At 73.0% G+C, this 18,707-nt stretch carries 19 protein-coding genes; 13 read left to right on the top strand and 6 right to left on the bottom strand.

Annotated elements, in window-relative coordinates:
- Window positions 1–36 precede the first annotated feature (36 nt).
- The 4 genes from QTQ03_RS01865 (at window position 37) to QTQ03_RS01880 (ending at window position 1,549) form a co-directional block, all read left to right on the top strand.
- On the top strand, window positions 37–471 hold the full coding sequence (locus QTQ03_RS01865) for a phage holin family protein (protein WP_289276422.1): 435 nt from the start codon (window positions 37–39) through the stop codon (window positions 469–471).
- Complete coding sequence (locus tag QTQ03_RS01870) at window positions 468–782, top strand: DUF3618 domain-containing protein (protein ID WP_289276423.1); 315 nt, start codon at window positions 468–470, stop codon at window positions 780–782. Before QTQ03_RS01865 ends, QTQ03_RS01870 begins: the two co-directional genes overlap by 4 nt.
- Window positions 779–1,051 (top strand): DUF4235 domain-containing protein, encoded by a 273-nt coding sequence (locus QTQ03_RS01875; RefSeq protein WP_289276424.1) that lies wholly within the window; start codon window positions 779–781, stop codon window positions 1,049–1,051. The genes QTQ03_RS01870 and QTQ03_RS01875 overlap by 4 nt, the downstream gene beginning before the upstream one ends.
- A gap of 294 nt (window positions 1,052–1,345) precedes the next feature.
- On the top strand, window positions 1,346–1,549 hold the full coding sequence (locus tag QTQ03_RS01880) for a cold-shock protein (protein ID WP_011905669.1): 204 nt from the start codon (window positions 1,346–1,348) through the stop codon (window positions 1,547–1,549).
- A 132-nt stretch (window positions 1,550–1,681) separates the two neighbouring features.
- Here QTQ03_RS01880 and QTQ03_RS01885 read toward each other — a convergent pair whose 3' ends face one another.
- Window positions 1,682–1,915, bottom strand: a complete 234-nt coding sequence (locus QTQ03_RS01885; RefSeq protein WP_289276425.1) for a hypothetical protein — start codon at window positions 1,913–1,915, stop codon at window positions 1,682–1,684.
- Window positions 1,909–2,892, bottom strand: a complete 984-nt coding sequence (locus QTQ03_RS01890) for an aldo/keto reductase (protein WP_289276426.1) — start codon at window positions 2,890–2,892, stop codon at window positions 1,909–1,911. The genes QTQ03_RS01885 and QTQ03_RS01890 overlap by 7 nt, the downstream gene beginning before the upstream one ends.
- A gap of 83 nt (window positions 2,893–2,975) precedes the next feature.
- On the opposite strand from QTQ03_RS01890, the gene QTQ03_RS01895 reads away from it, so the two are divergent.
- The gene (locus QTQ03_RS01895) at window positions 2,976–3,770 is read left to right on the top strand and encodes a trans-aconitate 2-methyltransferase (RefSeq protein ID WP_289280630.1); all 795 of its coding nucleotides are present in this window, start codon (window positions 2,976–2,978) and stop codon (window positions 3,768–3,770) included.
- Window positions 3,767–4,792, top strand: a complete 1,026-nt coding sequence (locus QTQ03_RS01900; RefSeq protein ID WP_289276427.1) for an adenosine deaminase — start codon at window positions 3,767–3,769, stop codon at window positions 4,790–4,792. Before QTQ03_RS01895 ends, QTQ03_RS01900 begins: the two co-directional genes overlap by 4 nt.
- 298 nt (window positions 4,793–5,090) lie before the next feature.
- Here the strand turns inward: QTQ03_RS01900 and QTQ03_RS01905 are convergent, their stop codons facing one another.
- On the bottom strand, window positions 5,091–6,491 hold the full coding sequence (locus tag QTQ03_RS01905) for a HAMP domain-containing sensor histidine kinase (protein WP_289276428.1): 1,401 nt from the start codon (window positions 6,489–6,491) through the stop codon (window positions 5,091–5,093).
- Between the two features lie 29 nt (window positions 6,492–6,520).
- Window positions 6,521–7,210 (bottom strand): response regulator transcription factor, encoded by a 690-nt coding sequence (locus tag QTQ03_RS01910; RefSeq protein WP_289276429.1) that lies wholly within the window; start codon window positions 7,208–7,210, stop codon window positions 6,521–6,523.
- 207 nt (window positions 7,211–7,417) lie between these two features.
- Here QTQ03_RS01910 and QTQ03_RS01915 point away from each other — a divergent pair, with 207 nt between their 5' ends.
- A complete protein-coding gene (locus QTQ03_RS01915; protein ID WP_289276430.1) occupies window positions 7,418–8,338 on the top strand; it encodes an ADP-ribosylglycohydrolase family protein in 921 nt (306 codons plus the stop codon).
- Between the two features lie 5 nt (window positions 8,339–8,343).
- Here the strand turns inward: QTQ03_RS01915 and QTQ03_RS01920 are convergent, their stop codons facing one another.
- Window positions 8,344–9,171 (bottom strand): DUF1775 domain-containing protein, encoded by an 828-nt coding sequence (locus QTQ03_RS01920; RefSeq protein ID WP_289276431.1) that lies wholly within the window; start codon window positions 9,169–9,171, stop codon window positions 8,344–8,346.
- Between the two features lie 221 nt (window positions 9,172–9,392).
- Here QTQ03_RS01920 and thrS point away from each other — a divergent pair, with 221 nt between their 5' ends.
- From thrS to QTQ03_RS01935, 3 genes are all read left to right on the top strand, one after another.
- Window positions 9,393–11,399 carry a threonine--tRNA ligase gene (gene thrS, locus QTQ03_RS01925; RefSeq protein WP_289276432.1) on the top strand — a complete coding sequence of 669 codons (2,007 nt, stop codon included), beginning with the start codon at window positions 9,393–9,395 and terminating at the stop codon, window positions 11,397–11,399.
- 168 nt (window positions 11,400–11,567) lie between these two features.
- Window positions 11,568–12,080, top strand: a complete 513-nt coding sequence (locus QTQ03_RS01930) for an HIT family protein (protein ID WP_289280631.1) — start codon at window positions 11,568–11,570, stop codon at window positions 12,078–12,080.
- A 203-nt stretch (window positions 12,081–12,283) separates the two neighbouring features.
- A complete protein-coding gene (locus QTQ03_RS01935; RefSeq protein WP_289276433.1) occupies window positions 12,284–13,342 on the top strand; it encodes an aldo/keto reductase in 1,059 nt (352 codons plus the stop codon).
- A gap of 136 nt (window positions 13,343–13,478) precedes the next feature.
- Here QTQ03_RS01935 and QTQ03_RS01940 read toward each other — a convergent pair whose 3' ends face one another.
- Window positions 13,479–15,632, bottom strand: a complete 2,154-nt coding sequence (locus tag QTQ03_RS01940; RefSeq protein ID WP_289276434.1) for an elongation factor G-like protein EF-G2 — start codon at window positions 15,630–15,632, stop codon at window positions 13,479–13,481.
- Between the two features lie 248 nt (window positions 15,633–15,880).
- Between QTQ03_RS01940 and pgsA the strand changes: the two genes are divergently transcribed.
- Genes pgsA through QTQ03_RS01955 form a run of 3 tightly spaced genes read left to right on the top strand, consistent with a single transcriptional unit; the run spans window position 15,881 to window position 18,648 of the window.
- Window positions 15,881–16,516: a phosphatidylinositol phosphate synthase gene (gene pgsA / locus QTQ03_RS01945; protein ID WP_289276435.1), complete on the top strand. Its 636-nt coding sequence runs from the start codon at window positions 15,881–15,883 to the stop codon at window positions 16,514–16,516.
- A 22-nt stretch (window positions 16,517–16,538) separates the two neighbouring features.
- Complete coding sequence (locus QTQ03_RS01950; RefSeq protein WP_289276436.1) at window positions 16,539–17,471, top strand: phosphatidylinositol mannoside acyltransferase; 933 nt, start codon at window positions 16,539–16,541, stop codon at window positions 17,469–17,471.
- Window positions 17,472–17,487: 16 nt separating this feature from the next.
- The gene (locus tag QTQ03_RS01955; RefSeq protein ID WP_289276437.1) at window positions 17,488–18,648 is read left to right on the top strand and encodes a glycosyltransferase family 4 protein; all 1,161 of its coding nucleotides are present in this window, start codon (window positions 17,488–17,490) and stop codon (window positions 18,646–18,648) included.
- Window positions 18,649–18,707: the final 59 nt, after the last annotated feature.

Genomic DNA, 18,707 nt, shown 5'->3' on the forward strand with positions numbered 1-18,707 from the left:
GGGCATACAGCGCGGTGATGATGAAAGGAGGGCAGTATGGCTGACGTGGCGAATGCCCGCACGACCCGGGCCGGGAGCGACCCGTCCACCGCCGAGCTTGTGCAGCGGGCCACGGAGCAGGTCTCCCGCCTGGTCCGTGACGAGCTTGCCCTGGCCCGGGCGGAGCTGACCCAGAAGGGCAGGCACGCCGGGATCGGCATCGGCCTCTTCGGTGGCGGTGGTGCGCTGGCGCTCTACGGCCTCGGTGCCCTGGTCGCGACCGCGATCCTGCTGCTGGACCTGGTGCTGCCCGCGTGGGCGGCTGCCCTGCTCGTCGCGGTGGCGCTGTTCGCGGGCGCGGGCATCCTTGCCCTGGTCGGCAAGAGGCAGGTCAGCCAGGCGGTCCCGCCGGTGCCCGCGGCCACGGTACGCAGCGTTCGCGCGGACGTCGACACCGTCACCGCCGCGGTCAAGGACGGGAGGCGGGCATGACCGGCAACGGGCGGGGCAGCGGAGACACCGAGGCACTGCGGGAGGAGATCCGGCGGACCCGGGTCGAGCTCGGCGAGACGATGGAGGCGTTGGCCGCCAAAGCCGACGTGAAGAAGCGCCTGAGGTCCTCCACCGAGCAGGCGAGGGAACGGATGCGGGAGCAGGCAACGATGACGGTGGCCCGGATGCGTGGGCAGGCCCGGGACCGGGGCGAGCGGGTGCGGGGCAACGCGGCGCCGTTCGTCGCGCTGGCGGCGGGCGCGCTGGCCGCGGCCGTCGTGCTGATGATCGTCCGAGGGAGGCGGCGGTGAGCCGGGGGATCGGAAAGGCGGCGTACAAGCCGGTCGGCGTGTTGATGGGCATCGCCGCCGGGGTGGTCGCGGGGGCCGTCTTCCGCCAAGTGTGGAGAGTGACGGCGGGCGACGGTGAGGCGCCGAACGCGACCGATGAGGACCGTGGCTGGGGCGAGATCCTCGCGGCGGCGGCGTTGCAGGGGGCCATCTTCGCGGTGGTCCGGGCGGCCGTGGATCGCGGCGGCGCGGTTGGCGTCCGCCGGCTGACTGGCCGCTGGCCGGACTGAGACCACCTGACCTGGGCCCCCTCGCCGACGCTCGAACGGTGCGGGGGCCTTTCGCGTGGCGCGGGGGACGCCGCCGAGCGGATCTTCGGCGTCCGGCAGGTCACATGTCGGAGAATTTCGTCCGGTAGGCTGTGCAGAGTTTTTGCGTACGTGGTTTGCTGTTCCACGCTGTTGTCGAGATGGCGTGGGTTGAGAGAAGTCTCCTTCACCGGGGGCCGCCTCAGGCGCCGCTGCTCGAAAACGGCCAACCGGCCGCACGGCGTGCTCGGCCGCCAGTTTTAGAAGGAGATACACATGGCGCAGGGAACCGTGAAGTGGTTCAACGCTGACAAGGGCTTCGGCTTCATCACCGTCGACGGCGGGGGTGCTGACGTGTTCGTCCACTTCTCGGCCATCCAGACCAGCGGCTACCGCACGCTGGAGGAGAACCAGCGGGTGGAGTTCGAGATCGCCCAAGGCCAGAAGGGCCCGCAGGCCGAGCAGGTCCGCCCCCTCTGAGTGCTGCTGGCCGGCAACGTCGGCCAGTGGGTGATCCGGCCTCGGATCCGATGCGAAACCCCGTGTCCCACCCCCGGGACGCGGGGTTTCCCTCTGCCGGGCGGTCGACGAGCCAGCCGGGTGCGCGCCCGGTCAGCGCCGGTTGCGGGCGCGCAGCCCGAGCCAGAGCACGACCAGCCCGGCGAGCGCGACGACCGGGCCGACGAAGGCCCAGAGCCGTACGCCGCTCATCACGCTACTTTCGACGTACCCGAGCCCCTGAACCGTCCAGAGTGCACCGAACACCACGGCCAGCAGACCGAGGGTGAGTGGCAGCCAGCCCTTCATCGTGTTGCCCTCCTCGTTTCTCCCCGCCCGCCTCACCATCGGTCGTGCACCTGCAGCCGGACCAGTTCGTCGTACACCTCGGCGATGACGGTCCGGTCCTGGTCGGACAGTGGCGGCTGGCCGGCTACGGCGGTGTTGGCCCGGGCCTGGGCCGCGTCGCGGGCACCAGGGATCACCACGGTGACGCCCGGCTGATCGACGACCCAGCGCAGCGCGAACTGTGCCATCGTGCGGCCCGGGCCGACCAGCGGCGCGAGCCGCCGGACGGCCGCCAGGCCGAGGGCGAAGTCGACACCGGAGAAGGTCTCGCCCACGTCGAACGCCTCGCCGTGCCGGTTGTAGCTGCGATGGTCGTCGGGGGCGAAGGTGGTGCGCTCGTCGTACCGGCCGGAGAGCAGCCCGCTGGCGAGCGGCACCCGGGCGATGATTCCGACCCCGGCGGCGGTGGCCGCCGGCAGCACCCGCTCCAGCGGCTTGTGTCGCAGCGCGTTGAGGATGATCTGTACGCTCGCCACGCCGGGGCGCGCGATCGCGGTGAGCGCCTCGTCGCAGGTCTCCACGCTCACCCCGTAACCGGTGATCCGTTCCTCGGCGACCAGCGTGTCGAGGGCGTCGAAGATCGCGTCGTCGGCGAAGACCGGGGTCGGTGGGCAGTGCAGCTGCACCAGGTCCAGCGTATCGACGCCGAGGTTGCGCCGAGAACGGTCGGTCCACTCCCGGAACCGCGCCAGGGAGTACGCCTCCGGCGTCTGCGCGGCGCGGCGACCCATCTTGGTGGCCACCGTGGGGACGGCGTCGGGCCGGGTGCGCAGGAACCGCCCGATCAGCTGTTCGCTGCGGCCGTCGCCGTAGACGTCGGCGGTGTCCAGGAAGGAACTCCCCGAGTCGATGGCGGCGGCCAGGACGGCCATCGCGTCGTCCTCGCCGACGGTGCCCCAGTCCGCACCGAGTTGCCAGGCGCCCAGCCCGATCACACCGGCGGTCCGTCCCAACCGGGGGAAGGTGCGCTGCTCCACGCCCCGAGCCTAGTGATTCGCTTGCCGGGGCGCGCGGCCGGTCGTAGTCTTAACAAAACGAACGTACGGTTTGGGAGATGGTCATGTGGGATCCAACGACGTACCTGCGCTTCGGCGACGAGCGATCGCGCCCGTTCCACGAGCTGCTCGCCCGCGTCTCCGCCGCCCGGCCCCGCGCGGTCGTCGACCTCGGCTGCGGTCCGGGCACGCTGACCGCCACCCTCGTCGACCGGTGGCCGGACAGCCGGCTGACCGGCCTCGACTCGTCGGCCGAGATGATCGCCCGCGCCGTCGCCCTGGACAGCCCGGTGGACTTCGCCCTCGCCGACGTTCGAGACTGGCACCCCGGGCCGGACACCGACGTCGTCATCAGCAACGCGGTGCTCCAGTGGGTGCCCGGCCACCGCGACCTGCTCGTCCGCTGGGCCCGCGAGCTGCCCGCCAGGGCCTGGCTCGCCGTGCAGGTGCCGGGGAACGTCGACGAGCCTTCCCACCGGGCGCTGCGCGCGGTCGCCGCCCGCCCCGCCTGGCGGGACACTCTCGCACCGCTGCTGCGGAAGACCACCGTCGACGACGCCGCCGGCTACGCGCAGCTGCTGACCGCCGCCGGCTGCGCGGTGGACGCCTGGGAAACTACGTACGTGCATCTGCTTCCGGCCCCGGTCGACACCGACCATCCGGTCCTGAGCTGGCTGGAAGGGACCGCGCTGCGCCCGATCCGCGCCGCTCTGCCCGCCGCCGACTGGTCCGACTTCCGGGCCGAGCTGGGCGTACGGCTCGCCGAGGCGTACCCGGTACGGCAGGGGCAGGTGTACTTCCCGTTCCGACGCGTCTTCTTCGTGGCCCGCACCGGCGCCCCTGTAGAGGAGAAACAGTGACCGACCTGCCCACCTTCGTCGCCGGACTGCCCAAGGTGGAGCTGCACGTGCACCACGTCGGCTCCGCCTCGCCCCGGATCGTCGCCGAGTTGGCCGCCCGCCACGAGGGACGTAGCCCCGTCCCGGCCGACCCCGCCGCGCTTGCCGACTACTTCGCCTTCCGCGACTTCGCGCACTTCATCGAGGTCTACCTCAGTGTGGTGGACCTGATCCGGGATCCGGAGGACGTCTGGATCCTCACCCACGAGGTCGCCCGCGAGCTGGCCCGGCAGCAGGTCCGCTACGCCGAGCTGACCGTCACCCCGTACTCCCACGTGCGCCGGGGTATCCCCGCCCCGGCGTTCTGCGAGGCGATCGAGGACGCGCGCAAGCGAGCCGAGGCGGACTTCGGCATCCAGCTGCGCTGGTGCTTCGACATCCCGGGCGAGGCCGGTCTGCCGGCGGCCGAGGAGACCCTGCGGATCTGCCTGGAGGAGCGCCCCGACGGGCTGATCAGCTTCGGGCTGGGCGGCCCGGAGATCGGCGTGCCCCGGCCGCAGTTCGCGCCCTACTTCGACCAGGCCCGCGCGGCCGGCCTGCGCTCGGTCCCGCATGCCGGCGAGACCACCGGCCCGCAGACCGTCTGGGACGCGCTGCGCGACCTCGGTGCGGATCGGATCGGCCACGGCATCGCCGCCGTCGGCGACCCGCAGCTGCTCGCGTACCTGGCCGAGCGGCAGATCGCTTTGGAGGTCTGCCCCACCTCCAACGTGCGCACCCGGGCGGTGGCGCGCATCGAGGACCACCCGCTGCCCCGGCTGGTCGCGGCCGGGCTGCTGGTCACCATCAACTCCGACGACCCGCCGATGTTCGGCACCACCCTCGACGACGAGTACGCGGTGGCGGCCCGCCTGCTCGACCTCGACCCGGCGGGGCTGGCCGCGCTGGCCCGCAACGCGGTGACCGCCTCGTTTCTCGAACCGACGGCGAAGCAACGCCTCGTCGACGAGATCGACACCTACCTGGCGAGCGCCCCGCGCTGACTTCGGGGCAGCGCACCGTCGCCGACGGCGACGGGATCGTGGCCCCCGCGTCGGGGCCACGATGTCCACGTCCGGGACCGCACGGCCACGTACCGCGTGTTGGGGGAGGGGGCGCGCGGCGGGAGTGGGTGGGGGGAACCGTGTCTCCCGCCGCGCGCACGGCTCCACCGACCGCGGGTGCGTGGGTCGGTGGAGCTGATGGGGTTCGTGCCTCGATCCTGGCAGTTCCGCACCCGCACGTCCGCGGGGTTAACCCGGATCTAAGGAAGACTTGTGCCGGCCAACAGCCCGACGGGGCTCAGCGGGCGTCGGGGCGCTGCCGGGGCCACCGACGGCCGCCCTTCTGGTCGCGGACGTCCCGGGCCATCCGGCCCACCAGCCCGAACCGGCTGACCTGCCGTGGTGCCGCCTCCGGATCGGCCAGCAGCATGATCACGCTCGCCCCGCCCAGTCGCGCCCGGTCGATGCTGACCGACCCGCTGGCCTGCAACGCCACCCGCTTGGCGATGTCCAGCCCGAGACCGGTCGAACCCCGGTCGCTCGCGCCACGGCGCAGTGCCCGGTCCGGCTCCGTGATGCCCGGTCCGGCATCGTCGACCCGGATCGCCACATACCCGTCCCGCCGCGAGACCACCACCTCGAACGCGGTGCCCTGCGGGGTGTACCGGAAGACGTTGCCGATCACCGCGTCCAGCGCGGCGGCCAGCTCGGCGCGGGGCACCGGTGCCGGGATGCGCAGCTGCGCGCCGAACACCCGGTGCGGGCGGTTCTGGTCCCCGGCCAGGGCGGACCAGAACACCATCCGCTCCCGGACCACCTCGCTCACGTCGCACATCGCCGGCACGGTCTCCTGGGTGACCGCCTTCCGGGTGGTCTTGATGAGCTGGTCGACCTCGCTCTCCAGGGTCACGATCGCCTGCCGGATCCGCCGGATCCCGCGCCGGCGGTCCAGCTCGGCGTCGCTGAACGTCCCGATGCTGGTGTCGTCGGGCTCCAGCGCCTCGGCGTCGAGGCGCAGCGCGGTCAGCGGCGTCCGTAGCCGGTGCGACAGGTCTGCGACCAGCTCCCGCTCGTCGGCGCGGGCCGCGACGAGCCGCTCCGCCATCCGGTTGAACGCGTGCCCGGCCTCGGCCAGTTCCCGTGGCCCGGTCGGTTCCACCCGGACGCTGAGATCGCCGCCGCCGAGGGCGAGCGCGGACCGGACCAGGCAACGAGCCGCCTCCACGACGCGGGCCGCCACCCGATCCACGATCAGCACCGCTGCGCCGACGAGGGCGACCGTCACGCCCAGCAGCAGAAGCCAGTAGCCGCCGGCCCCGGCGGAGAGCGCGGAATCGGGCACGAAGACCTCGACCACCGCCGTCCGATCGCCGAGCACCACCGGGTCGAGTCGTACCACACCGCCGTCGACGTCGACGACGACCGACCGGCCTCCCGTCCGGGCGCGTTCCAGGTCGACGGCGCCGGCCCGCCCCCCGGACGTCGCCCCGTCCAGCCCGTGGACGACCGGCCGGGCGGCCGGGTCGTCCCCGCTGGCCGAAACTGCCCGCTCGACCACCTCGGGCGCCGTACTCACGGCGAGGGCGCCGGTGACAAGCGCGCTGCGTCGGGCCGCGTCGGCGATCGCGTCCTCGCGGGCGCGGTCGCCGAGGGCCGAGGTGAGCGGCACCAGGAACGCGACCGCGACCAGGGTGCACATGGTGACCGTGACCAGGGCCAGCGTCCGCCTCAGTCCGGCGCCACCAGCCGGAAGCCCACCCCCCGCACGGTGCGCAGGTAGCGTGGCTTCGCCGCGGACTCGCCCATTTTGCGGCGCAGCCAGTAGAGGTGAACGTCGATGGTCTGGTCCTCGCCGACCGACGGTTGCCGCCATACCTCCTCCAAGAGCTCCCGGCGGGACACTACCCGGCCCGGCCGTGCGGCGAGATACGCCAGCAGGTCGAACTCCTTGCGGGTCAGCGCCAGGGGCTCGCCGTCGAGGTGGGCGCTGCGCTCCCCGGAGTCCACCCGGAGACCGCCGACGACGTGCACGGCCGGCTGGACCGTCCGGCTGGCCCGGCCGGCGCGGCGCAGTACGGTGGTGATCCGGGCGTCCAGGTGCGCCCCGGTGAACGGCTTGACCATGTAGTCGTCGGCGCCCGCGCGCAGTAGCCGGACCACGGACTGCTCGTCGTCGCGAGCCGTGGCGATGATGATCGGCACGTCGGTGATGCCGCGCAACATCCGCAGCGCGTCCGAGCCGTCGAGATCGGGCAGACCCAGGTCGAGTACCACGAGGTCCGGGGTCTCGGCCGCGACCCGGCGTAGCGCCTCCAGTGCGGTGCCGACGGCGTGCACCGCGTGCCCCCGGTCGGCGAGGGAACGCAGCATCGCGCCGCGGACAACATGGTCGTCTTCGACCAGGAGCACGGTGGCCACCCGATGACCCTACTGCCGTTGACACGGCGGCCGGTGCGTCGGGGGCGGGCACGCGGCGTCGGTGCTCGATCGGCGTAGCTGGATGGCTGCCGTGGTGTGCCCGGCTCGGGCCCACGATCCGGCTGTACCGGATCCCGCGGCAGCCCGGCGCGCGGCCGGCCCGCCCGCGTTGCGACGTGCCGGCCCGGCCGGCAAGCTGGTGGAACGATGTCCTTCACGCTCTTCGCCGACACCCGGATCGCGCTGGCCCGGGAGTCGCTGGCCGGACTGTCGGTCGGCGACGCCCTCGGCTCCCAGTTCTTCGTTCCCGGCCGGAGCCCCGCTGACCTGGCCGCCGGTCGACTCCCGCCCCCGCCCTGGGCCTGGACCGACGACACCGAGATGGCCTGCTCCGTGGTCGACGCCCTCGCCGGGGCCGGGCGGATCGACCGGGACGCGCTCGCTGTCGCGTTCGCCGAGCGCTGCGAGCCGTACCGGGGGTACGGCCCGGGTGCGGTCACCATCCTGCGGCTGATCCGCACCGGCACCCCCTGGCCGGCGGCCGCCGCGTCGGCCTTCGACGGGGAGGGTTCCTGTGGCAACGGGGCCGCGATGCGGGTCGGCCCGCTGGGCGCGTACTTCGCCGACTCCACCGCCCGGGCAGCGGCGCAGGCCCGAGCGTCGGCCGAGGTCACCCACGCCCACCCGGAGGGCGTCGCCGGCGCGGTCGCCGTCGCGGTGGCCGCGTCGCTGTCCGCCCGTGCCCGGCTGGACGGTCACCGCCCCGAACCGGACCGGCTGCTCGCCGGGGTGGCGGCCGCGCTCGACCCGGCCAGCGCGGTGAACCGCGGCGTGCGGCGGGCCGCCGGACTGCTCGGCCGTCCCCTGCCGGAGGTGGTGGACGCGCTGGGTAACGGCTCCCGGGTCACGGCACAGGACACCGTCGCCTTCACCTGCTGGGTTGCCGCCAGGCACCTCGAGGACTACCCGGCGGCCATCCGCGCCTGCGTGGAGGCGGGTGGGGACGTGGACACCACCGCCGCGATCGTCGGGGCGGTGGTCGCCGCGTACACCGGGGTCGGCACCCCGGGTGGGGTGCCGGTCCCGTGGCTCGACGCCCGTGAGGCACTGCCCGACTGGCTGCCCTGACCCCGTCAGCGGGCCGCCGCCGGCTCACGGTCGACCGGCTCGGATGCCGTCGCGGCCGGCGGGTCGCCGTCGAGAACCGCGCGCAGCTCGCTCCGCTCGTCCGACGGCTCCCGTCGGCGCCAGCGGCTGAGCAGCCAGCCGCCCGCCACACCACCGCCCAAGCCCGCGAGCAGGCCGGCGACGAGGAGCCCGTCGGTGTCGCCGCCGGCGGGCGGTGTGTCGGCACGCGACCCCGGTGCGCCCGGCCCGGCCGGCGCGCCCGCCGCCGTGCCGTGCCCGGCGTGGCCGCCCTGCGGTGCGCCCGGCAGGGGCGGCAGCAGGGTGAGCGCCGGCGCCGCCTTCTCCCCGGTCGGGCCCGACCACCGCACCACCGTGCCGTCGGCGTACGTCTGGCGCACCTCGAAGGTCAGCCGTTCGACCCGCGGCAGCGGGCCCATCGACAGGACGAGCCGGGCCGGTCCGGCGGGTGAGCCGGGCATGCGGAACCAGGTCACCGCGCTGGTGACCTGGTTGACGTCGGAGGAGTGGATACCGGCGATCGGCCGGTCGAGGTCACGCATGGCGATCCGGGGCGCCCAGCCGTCGACCGACATCGGGTAGACCTCGGCGATCGGGGCGTCGACGGGCAACCTGATCTCGATCTGTTCGGTCGTGGTGCCCGCCCGTTCCGGTGGCACCACGAACTCCACCTTCACCGCGTCGCCCTGCCGGGCCTGCGTCGGCGCGACCGTCACGTCCGCCGCGTACGCCGTGCCGGGCCAGGCCAGCACCGCGCCCGAGGCCACGGCGACGAGTGTCCCGACCCGGCGGTACCGCTCACGCGTCCTTCCCATCGTCATCCCCATCCGTGCGCCACGCGGCCGGAACCGGCTCCGGCCACACCCGGTAGTTCGGATGCGAGAACGGAAAGGTTCAACCCACCCAGCGGTCGCAACCGGGGACCCCGCCACCGCCGCGGCGCCAAGGGGTGGCCCTTCCGCGCACCGCGGGCAGTGCGGGGCGGGGCGACCGATAGCATCGGCAGCATCCGTACCGCCTGCCGTGAGGAGTCAGCGTGTCCGCACCCCGTATCCCCGTCGTGGCCGACCCCGTCGTCGTGGCCGCCGGGACCACGGCGGCCGACGCGGTGACGGCGGCCGGCCTTCCCACCGGTGGCGCCAAGGCGATCGTGGTGGTCCGCGACGCGCAGGGCCAGCTCCGTGACCTGGACTGGCGACCGGCGGTCGACATTGAGGTCGAGCCGGTGGCCATCGACACCCCGGACGGGCTGAACGTGCTGCGCCACTCCACCGCGCACGTGCTGGCCCAGGCCGTGCAGGACGTCTTCCCGGAGGCGAAGCTCGGCATCGGTCCACCGATCGAGAACGGCTTCTACTACGACTTCGCCGTGGACAAGCCGTTCCAGCCGGAGGACCTGGCGAAGCTCGAGAAGCGGATGCAGGAGATCGTCAAGTCGGGTCAGCGGTTCCGCCGGCGGCGTTTCCACAGCCTGGACGAGGCGAGGACCGAGTTGGCCGGTGAGCCGTTCAAGCTCGAGCTGATCGACGTCAAGGGCGAGGGACTGGATACCGACGAGGTGATGGAGGTCGGCGGCGGCGAGCTGACCATCTACGACAACCTCGCCGCGGGTGAGGACAAGGTCTGCTGGTCCGACCTCTGTCGGGGCCCGCACCTGCCGAACACCCGGCTGATCGGAGCGTTCAAGTTGATGCGCTCCGCCGCCGCGTACTGGCGCGGTTCGGAGAAGAACCCGCAACTCCAGCGGGTCTACGGCACCGCGTGGCCGACGCGCGACGAGCTGAAGGCGTACCTGAGACTCCTCGAGGAGGCCGCGCGGCGCGACCACCGCAAGCTCGGCGCAGACCTCGACCTGTTCAGCTTCCCCGACGAGATCGGCTCCGGCCTCGCGGTCTTTCACCCCAAGGGCGGCATCATCCGCCGCGAACTGGAGAACTACTCGCGGCGCCGGCACGAGGAGGCGGGGTACGAGTTCGTCAACACCCCGCACATCACCAAGGGGCAGCTCTTCGAGACCTCCGGGCATCTCCAGTGGTACGCCGACGGCATGTACCCGCCCATGGAGATGGAGGGCGCAAACTACTACCTCAAGCCGATGAACTGCCCGTTCCACAACCTGATCTTCCGGTCGCGGGGGCGGTCCTACCGAGAGCTGCCGCTTCGGTTGTTCGAGTTCGGCTCGGTCTACCGGTTCGAGAAGTCCGGTGTCGTGCACGGACTGACCCGGGTACGTGGCATGACCCAGGACGACGCGCACATCTACTGCACGCAGGAGCAGATGGCGGGCGAGCTGAAGTCGCTGCTCTCCTTCGTGCTCGACCTGCTGCGTGACTACGGCCTGGATGACTTCTACCTCGAGCTGTCCACCCGTAACCCGGACAAGTCGGTCGGTACTGACGAGAGCTGGGAACGGGCCACCGAGGCGCTGCGCTCGGCCGCCGAGGAGTCCGGTCTGGACCTGGTGCCCGACCCGGGCGGGGCGGCGTTCTACGGACCGAAGATCTCGGTGCAGGCCAAGGACGCCATCGGCCGGACCTGGCAGATGTCCACCATCCAGGTCGACTTCAACCTGCCGGAGCGGTTCAACCTGGAGTACCAGGCCGCGGACGGGTCCCGACAGCGGCCGGTGATGATCCACCGGGCGCTGTTCGGCTCGATCGAGCGATTCTTCGGCGTGCTCACCGAGCACTACGCGGGCGCTTTCCCGGCCTGGCTCGCCCCGGTTCAGGTGGTCGGCATCCCGATCCGCGACGACCACACCGACTACCTGCACGGGTTCGTCGCCGCGCTGCGCGCCGAGGGTATCCGGGCCCAGGTCGACACCGGTGACGACCGGATGCAGAAGAAGATCCGCACCGCCCAGCAGCAGAAGATCCCGTTCATGGTGATCGCCGGTGACGACGACGTGGCGGCGGGCACCGTGTCGTTCCGGTATCGGGACGGCTCGCAGCGCAACGGTGTGCCGATGGCCGAAGCGGTCAGGCACATCCTCGACGTGGTCACCTCCCGCAGCAACACCGGCCCCAGCGCCGCCGAGGGGTGAGGAAGGCCCTCGTCGGCGCCTGCCGGCAGCCGAAGGGGCGCCTGTCGACACCGCCCGCACCGGCGCCCGCCCACACCGGTACGGCACGGTGCGGGTCGGCGGTGCCCGCCGTCGGGTCGTAGGATCGCTGCTGTGACTGGGGCGGAGGGACACACGGACACCAATGCCATGGCGGACGGCCTGGATCGGCTCTGGACACCGCACCGGATGACGTACATCTCGGGCGGGGACCGGCCCGAGGGCGGGTACGAGAAGCCGGGCGGCTGCCCGTTCTGTCTCGCGCCCGGCCGCCCGCAGCCGGACAGTCTCGTCGTCGCGCGCGGTGAGCACGTCTTCGTGGTGCTCAACCTCTACCCGTACAACCCAGGGCACCTGTTGGTCTGCCCCTACCGGCACGTGGCCGACTACACCGACCTGGACGGTCCGGAGACGGCCGAGCTGGCCGCGTTCACCCAGACCGCCATGCGGGTGGTCCGGAAGGTCAGCAGCGCGCACGGCTTCAACGTCGGTATGAACCAGGGCGGCGTGGCCGGCGCCGGCATCGCCGCGCATCTGCACCAGCACGTGGTGCCCCGGTGGGGTGGGGACGCCAACTTCATGCCGGTGATCGGCCGGACCAAGGTCCTGCCCCAGCTGTTGGGGGACACCCGGGAACTACTGGCGCGCGCCTGGCCCCGCTGACCCCGACCACCGCACGCCGACGGCGATCTGCGCGCGGACGTGCGCTCCGGCGCGGCTGGCGGCCAAGCGGCGGGGAGGTGCCTGGGCCTCCGCTGTGCCCGGTGACGGCCTGTGTGCCGGGGCTGGTGCCCTGGGCGTCGACCGATTCGGCGCGGGCCGCGTGGGTCGTCCCTCCCGCGGGCGGGAGATGACAGGATGCCTCGATGGCAGTCATGACGCGGACGCTGGGTCGCAGCGGCATCGAGGTGAGCGCCCTGGGCATGGGGTGCTGGGCGATCGGTGGCCCGTGGGCCGAGGGAGCCCAGCCGTTGGGCTGGGGCGTCGTCGACGACGACGAGTCCGTCCGGGCGGTACGCCGGGCCCTCGACGAGGGCGTGACCCTCTTCGACACCGCCGACACGTACGGGGCGGGGCACTCGGAGCGGATTCTCGGCCGGGCCCTCGCCGGGCGGCGGGACGAGGCGGTCGTCGCAACGAAGTGGGGCTACACGTTCGACGAGGTGTCCCGGCAGGCGACGGGGGAGGACGCCTCGTCGGCGTACCTGCGACGGGCGGTGACCGACTCGCTGCGGCGGCTCGACACCGACCGCATCGACCTCTACCAGCTGCACCTGGGCGACCTCCCGGTGCCGCGCGCGGAGGACCTGGTCGGTGCGTTGGAGGAGTTGGTCGCCGACGGGCTGGTCCGCGCCTACGGCTGGAGCACCGACCGGACGGACCGTGCCGCGGCGTGGGGACAGGGCGCCCGGGGCGCGACCGCCGTGCAGCACACCCTGTCGGTGCTGCGGGACGCGCCGGACCTGCTCGCCGTCTGTGACAAGTACGACCTCGCCAGCGTCGCCCGGGGTCCGCTCGGGATGGGTCTGCTCACCGGCAAGTACACGACCGGCTCCACGCTGCCCCGCGACGACCTGCGCGGGCACGCGCCCGGCTGGCTGGAGTGGTTCCGGGGTGGGCGGCCGGCTCCGGAGTGGCTGCGCCGGGTAGGCGCCGTGCGGGCGGCCCTGACCGCCGACGGCCGGACCCTGGCACAGGGCGCGCTGGGCTGGATCTGGGCGCGCAGTGACCGTCCGATCCCGATTCCCGGTTGCCGGACGGTCGCCCAGGTCGAGGAGAACGCGGCGGCGCTGGCCCGGGGCCCGCTCCCGCCGGACCAGTTCGCCGAGGTCGAACGTCAGTTGGCGGCCCTGCGCACGGCGGCCCGGCGCGAAGTCGACCGCCCCTACCGGCCGAGCCCCACCATCCCCACAGCCCGCCCCTGACCCGTTCGCGTGCCGGACGCCGCTTGCCCTGAAGGCGGCCCCATTTTCCCGAACGAGTGGCCGCCCGGCGCGGGACGGCCGTTCGTTCGTCGAGAGCGTGCGCTCGTCTGTCCCGAACGTTGTGGCAGGGGAGGGGTCAGGTGTGCTCTTTGCGGATCTGGTCGGCCAGGTGGGTGGGCATGGGGTCGTAGCGGACGAACGCGCGGCGGAAGGTGCCGGTGCCGGACGTCATCGAGCGCAGCTCCACCGCGTACCGGAGCAGCTCCGTCGCCGGCACCTCGGCCCGCACCAGCGTGCGACCCTGGGCGTCGGTGTCCGGCTCGGTGCCGAGGACCCGGCCGCGACGGCCGGACAGGTCACCCATCACCGCGCCGACCGACGAGTCGGGCACCTGGATGACCACCTCGTCGACCGGTTCCAGCAGCGCCGGCTGGCCCTTCTCGGCCGCGTCCTTGAGCGCCAGCGCCCCGGCGGTCTGGAACGCCGCGTCGGACGAGTCGACGCTGTGCGCCTTGCCGTCGAACAGGGTCACCCGTAGGTCCACGACGGGGTAGCCGACCACCAGGCCGCGCTCCAGCTGGGCGCGGACGCCCTTCTCCACCGACGGGATGTAGTTGTGCGGGACGGCGCCGCCCACCACCCGGTCGACGAACTCGAAGCCGGTGCCGCGGGGCAACGGTTCGACCTCGATGTCGCAGACCGCGTACTGTCCGTGGCCGCCGGACTGCTTGACGTGCCGGCCGTGTCCCTTGGCCGGCACGGTGAACGTCTCGCGCAGCGCGACCCGCACCGGCTCGGTGTCCAATTCCACCCCGCCGGTGCGCAGCCGCTCCAGCACAACGTCCGCGTGCGCCTCGCCCATGCACCACAACACCAGCTGGTGGGTCTCCGGGTTGCGGTCCAGCCGCAGGGTGGGGTCGCCGGCGACCAGCCGGGCGAGGTTGCGGGCCAGCGTGTCCTCGTCGGAGCGGCTACGGGCCACGATGGCCACCGGTAGTTGCGGTTCCGGCATCTCCCACGGCTCGATCAGCAACGGGGTGTCCTTCGCGGAGATGGTGTCGCCCGTCTCGGCGCTGCCCGACTTGGTGATCGCGCAGATGTCACCGGCGACGCAGGCGCCCACCTCCCGCAGCGTCGCGCCGAGCGGCGAGTAGATGTGCCCCACCCGTTCGTCGGCGTCGTGGTCGGGGTGGCCGCGGTCGGCCATGCCGTGCCCGGAGACGTGCACGGTCAGCTCCGGGCGCAGGGTGCCGGAGAAGACCCGGACCAGGGAGACCCGCCCGACGTGCCGATCGATGGTGGTCTTGACCACCTCGGCGATCAGCGGCCCGTCCGGGTCGCAGGTCAGCGGCGGGCAGGGTGTGCCGTCCACCCCGGTCACCGCCGGCAACTCGTGTTCCAGCGGCGACGGGAAGCCGGCGGTGAGCACCTCCAGCAGCGCGTCGAGTCCCACCCCGGTCTCGGCGCAGACCGGCACGACCGGGTAGAAGTGGCCGCGGGCGACGGCCTTCTCCAGGTCCTCGACGAGGATGTCGGTGCCGATCTCCTCGCCCTCGAGGTACCGGTCCATGAGGGTTTCGTCCTCGCTCTCGGCGATGATCCCCTCGATCAGCTCGTTGCGGGACTCGGCGATCGCCGGCAGGTGCTCCGGATCGGGGTCCCGCACATCCGCCGGGAGACCGACGGTGTAGTCGAAGACCCGACGGGTGATGAGCCCGAGCAGGCCGGCGGTGGAGACACCGTCATCGCCGAGCATCGGCAGATAGAGCGGGAGCACGTTGTCGCCGAAGACCCGCTGGCAGAGTGCCACCGCCTCGTCGAAGTCCGCCCGCGGGTGGTCCAGTCGGGCGATCGCGACGGCGCGGGGCAGATCGACGGCGGCGCACTCCTCCCACAGCGCGGCGGTGGCGGCGTCCATCCCGTCGACGGCGGAAACGACGAAGAGCGCGGCGTCGGCGGCCCGCAGCCCGGCGCGCAGCTCACCGACGAAGTCGGCGTACCCGGGGGTGTCCAGCAGGTTGACCTTGATCCCGTCGTGCGTCAGGGGCGCGCAGGCCAGGCTCACCGACCGCTGTTGCCGGACGGCGGCGGGGTCGTGGTCGCAGACCGTCGTGCCGTCGGCGACGCTTCCGGCCCGGCCGGTCGTGCCGGTTGCCGCGAGCAGCGCCTCGACCAGGGTTGTCTTGCCGGCCCCCGAGTGACCGACGAGCACCACGTTGCGGACCGTGCCGGGGCTGGTCACCACCGGCACGCCGCCGGTGACCCCCTTGTCCTGACTCTTCTGCGCCATCGGGCGCACCTCCCTCAGCCGGTGGTTGGTGGCGACCGCCGCGCGCGAGGAGCGGCCCGGGCGGGTGCGCGGCGATATCCTCCGGTGGTCTGCTGCCAAGCGGGAACGGGACTGGCGGATCGGTGAGCTGGCTCACCGGTCCTCGCTCGATCAGACACCCGCTGTCCCGCGCGGCACAAGCCTTCGCCGGGCGGGTCGCCGGAGGAGCCGTGTCGTCGCTGGCCGGGGACCGTTATCGTGGGACCGCCATGGCGAAGATCTTCCAAGTGACGGCCCGCGCGGGCATGACCCGCGTCGTCGAGCCGCTCGCGCGCCGCCTGCTCCGGGCGGGCGTCACTCCCAACGCGGTCACCGTGACGGGCACCCTCGGCGTGCTCGTCGGCGCGCTCGGGTTCGGTGCCCGCGGCGACCTCGTCGCCGGCGCGCTGATCGTGACGGTCTTCGCGCTCACCGACCTGCTCGACGGGACGATGGCCCGGATGAGCGGCGGCTCCACCCGGTTCGGGGCGTTCCTCGACTCAAGCATGGATCGTGTCGCCGACAGCGCCGTCTTCGGCGCGGTGGCGTACTGGCTGGCCACCCAGCAGCAGGAGTCGGGCGTCGCCGCCGCGTTGGTCTGTCTGGCCGCCGGTGGGCTCGTCTCCTACGGAAAGGCCCGCGCCGAAGGGCTCGGCATGACCTGCAACGTGGGCATCGCCGAGCGCACCGAACGGCTGCTCATCGTCGGCGTCGGCGGCCTGCTCACCGGTCTGGGAGTCGACCCGGCCCTGGAGATCGCGCTCTGGCTGCTCGCGGCTGTGTCGATCTTCACGGTGGGCCAGCGGATGGCCCATGTGTACCGGCAGTCCCAGCACGTCCCCACCGCGCCGGGCGGGCAGGGGTGATGGCCGCGCGGGGCCGGCGCCGGTGAACCTCACCGAGCTGGGTTATCTCGCCGGGTGGCGCGTCGTCCGCGCGTTGCCCCGACCGGTCGTGGCCGCGGCCTTCCGGGCGGGCGCGGACCGCGCCTATCGTCGAGGCGGCCCGGCTACGGCCCGGCTTCGTGCCAACCTGCGCCGCGTCGTCGGTCCCGCCGTGCCCGATGCCGAGCTGGACGACCTGGTCCGGGCCGGCCTGCGATCATACGCCCGGTACTGGATGGAAGCGTTCCGCCTACCGGCGCTCGACCGGGCGGAGATCCTCGCCGGATTCCGGCTGGACGGCGAGGAGATGCTGGCCGCCGACATGGCCGCGGGCCGGGGAGCGGTCGTGGCGTTGCCGCACGCCGGGAACTGGGACACCGCCGGGGCATGGGTAGCGGCGATGGGCTGGCCGATCGCCACGGTCGCCGAGCGGCTCCGGCCCGAAGCCGTGTACCAGCACTTCCTCGCGTTCCGGCGCAACCTCGGGATGGAGATCCTGCCCACCCAGGGCGGGTCGCGGCCGACCTTCGACGTGCTGGCCGACCGGCTCCGGTCCGGTGCGGTCGTCGCGCTGCTCGCCGACCGAGTGTTCTCGGTGCGCGGCGTGGAGGTTGACTTCTTCGGTTCCCCCATCCGGATGGCGCCCGGCCCAGCGCTGTTGGCACTGCACACCGGTGCGCCTCTCTACGTCGCCTCGCTGTGGTATGAGCCGGACGCCGCGTGCGCGTCGATCGAGGGGCCGCTGCCCGTGCCCGGCCCGCGGGAGGGACCGATGGACGTGCGCACCCGGGTGCTGACCCAGCGGATCGCCGACGGTCTGGCGGCGGGCATCGCCCGACATCCGGAAGACTGGCACATGTTGCAGCGGATATGGCTGGACCAACGCGCCTCTCCGGACGACGCGGCCCAGCCCCCGCCGACCACCGGACAGGTCTGAGGGAGAGGGCGCCAACGTGCGGATCGGCATCGTGTGCCCGTACTCCTTCGACGTGCCGGGCGGCGTGCAGAACCACGTGATGGACCTCGCCGAGGCGCTGATCGGGCTGGGGCACGAGGTCAGCGTTCTCGCCCCGGCCGACGAGGACTCCCCGCTACCGCCGTACCTGGTGCCGGCCGGGCGGGCGGTGCCGCTGCCGTACAACGGCTCGGTGGCGCGGATCGCGTTCGGCCCGGTCTCCACGGCCCGGGTCCGCCGCTGGATCACGCGGGGGGACTTCGACGTTCTGCACGTGCACGAGCCGTTGACCCTGAGCCTCTCCATGCTCGCCGTGCTCTCCGCGCGCGGGCCGGTGGTGGCCACCTTCCACACCGCGATGACCCGCTCCCGGGTTCTCGCCGCCGCGCAGGGCGTGCTCCAGATCGTGCTGGAGCGCATCACCGCCCGGATCGCGGTCAGCGCCCTGGCCCGCAAGGTGCAGGTCGAGCACATGGACGGCGGGGCGGTGGAGATTCCCAACGGGGTGGCTGTGGCGAAGTTCACCGGCGCCGAGCCGCTGCCCGGCTGGCCGGGGGAGTGCGCGCCGGGGCACGGTGGCGCGATCGGTTTCCTCGGCCGGTTCACCGAGGCCCGCAAGGGCTTCCCGGTGCTCCGGGACGCGTTCGTGCGGCTCGCGCCGGAACGCCCCGGACTGCGGTTGCTGGTCGCCGGCCCCGGCGACTCGGACGACCTGTACAAGAGGTTCCCGGCCGAGCTGCGGGAGCGGGTCACCTTCCTCGGGCTGGTCTCCGAGGGGGACAAGGCGCGCATGCTGCGCAGCGTCGACCTCTACGTGGCGCCGAACATCGGTGGGGAGTCGTTCGGCATGATCCTCACCGAGGCCCTCGCAGCGGGGACCACGGTCGTCGCCAGCGATCTCGACGCGTTCCGCCGGGTGCTCGACGGCGGTCGGGCCGGCCGGCTGTTCCGCACCGGCGACCCGTCAGCGCTGCGACGCGCCCTGGTCGACCTGCTCGACGACGCGGGCGCGCGGGAGGTGCTGACGGCCTGTGGCGATCAGGTGGTGGCGAACTTCGACTGGCCGATGGTTGCCCGCCGGGTTCTGGAGGTATACGCAGCGGCGATCGAGGCCACCGACGGCCGGGTCATCGACCAGGAATGGGTGGGGCTGAGCTGACCGGCGGGGCCGGTGATTCGGTGGCGGCCGGGCGTCGACCGGCCGCGGCCAGCGGAGAG

The sequence above is a fragment of the Micromonospora sp. WMMA1363 genome, from assembly GCF_030345795.1.
Classification (GTDB): Bacteria; Actinomycetota; Actinomycetes; order Mycobacteriales; family Micromonosporaceae; genus Micromonospora.

What these genes read in the sequence shown, in the direction of transcription:
- QTQ03_RS01885 (WP_289276425.1), bottom strand. Translation starts at nt 1,915, where the DNA reads ATGGTGAGGCGGGCGGGGAGAAACGAGGAGGGCAACACGATGAAGGGC.
- QTQ03_RS01935 (WP_289276433.1), top strand. Translation starts at nt 12,284, where the DNA reads ATGGCAGTCATGACGCGGACGCTGGGTCGCAGCGGCATCGAGGTGAGC.
- QTQ03_RS01895 (WP_289280630.1), top strand. Translation starts at nt 2,976, where the DNA reads ATGTGGGATCCAACGACGTACCTGCGCTTCGGCGACGAGCGATCGCGC.
- QTQ03_RS01865 (WP_289276422.1), top strand. Translation starts at nt 37, where the DNA reads ATGGCTGACGTGGCGAATGCCCGCACGACCCGGGCCGGGAGCGACCCG.
- QTQ03_RS01905 (WP_289276428.1), bottom strand. Translation starts at nt 6,491, where the DNA reads ATGTGCACCCTGGTCGCGGTCGCGTTCCTGGTGCCGCTCACCTCGGCC.
- QTQ03_RS01915 (WP_289276430.1), top strand. Translation starts at nt 7,418, where the DNA reads ATGTCCTTCACGCTCTTCGCCGACACCCGGATCGCGCTGGCCCGGGAG.
- QTQ03_RS01920 (WP_289276431.1), bottom strand. Translation starts at nt 9,171, where the DNA reads ATGGGAAGGACGCGTGAGCGGTACCGCCGGGTCGGGACACTCGTCGCC.
- QTQ03_RS01930 (WP_289280631.1), top strand. Translation starts at nt 11,568, where the DNA reads ATGGCGGACGGCCTGGATCGGCTCTGGACACCGCACCGGATGACGTAC.
- QTQ03_RS01870 (WP_289276423.1), top strand. Translation starts at nt 468, where the DNA reads ATGACCGGCAACGGGCGGGGCAGCGGAGACACCGAGGCACTGCGGGAG.
- QTQ03_RS01880 (WP_011905669.1), top strand. Translation starts at nt 1,346, where the DNA reads ATGGCGCAGGGAACCGTGAAGTGGTTCAACGCTGACAAGGGCTTCGGC.
- QTQ03_RS01940 (WP_289276434.1), bottom strand. Translation starts at nt 15,632, where the DNA reads ATGGCGCAGAAGAGTCAGGACAAGGGGGTCACCGGCGGCGTGCCGGTG.
- pgsA (WP_289276435.1), top strand. Translation starts at nt 15,881, where the DNA reads ATGGCGAAGATCTTCCAAGTGACGGCCCGCGCGGGCATGACCCGCGTC.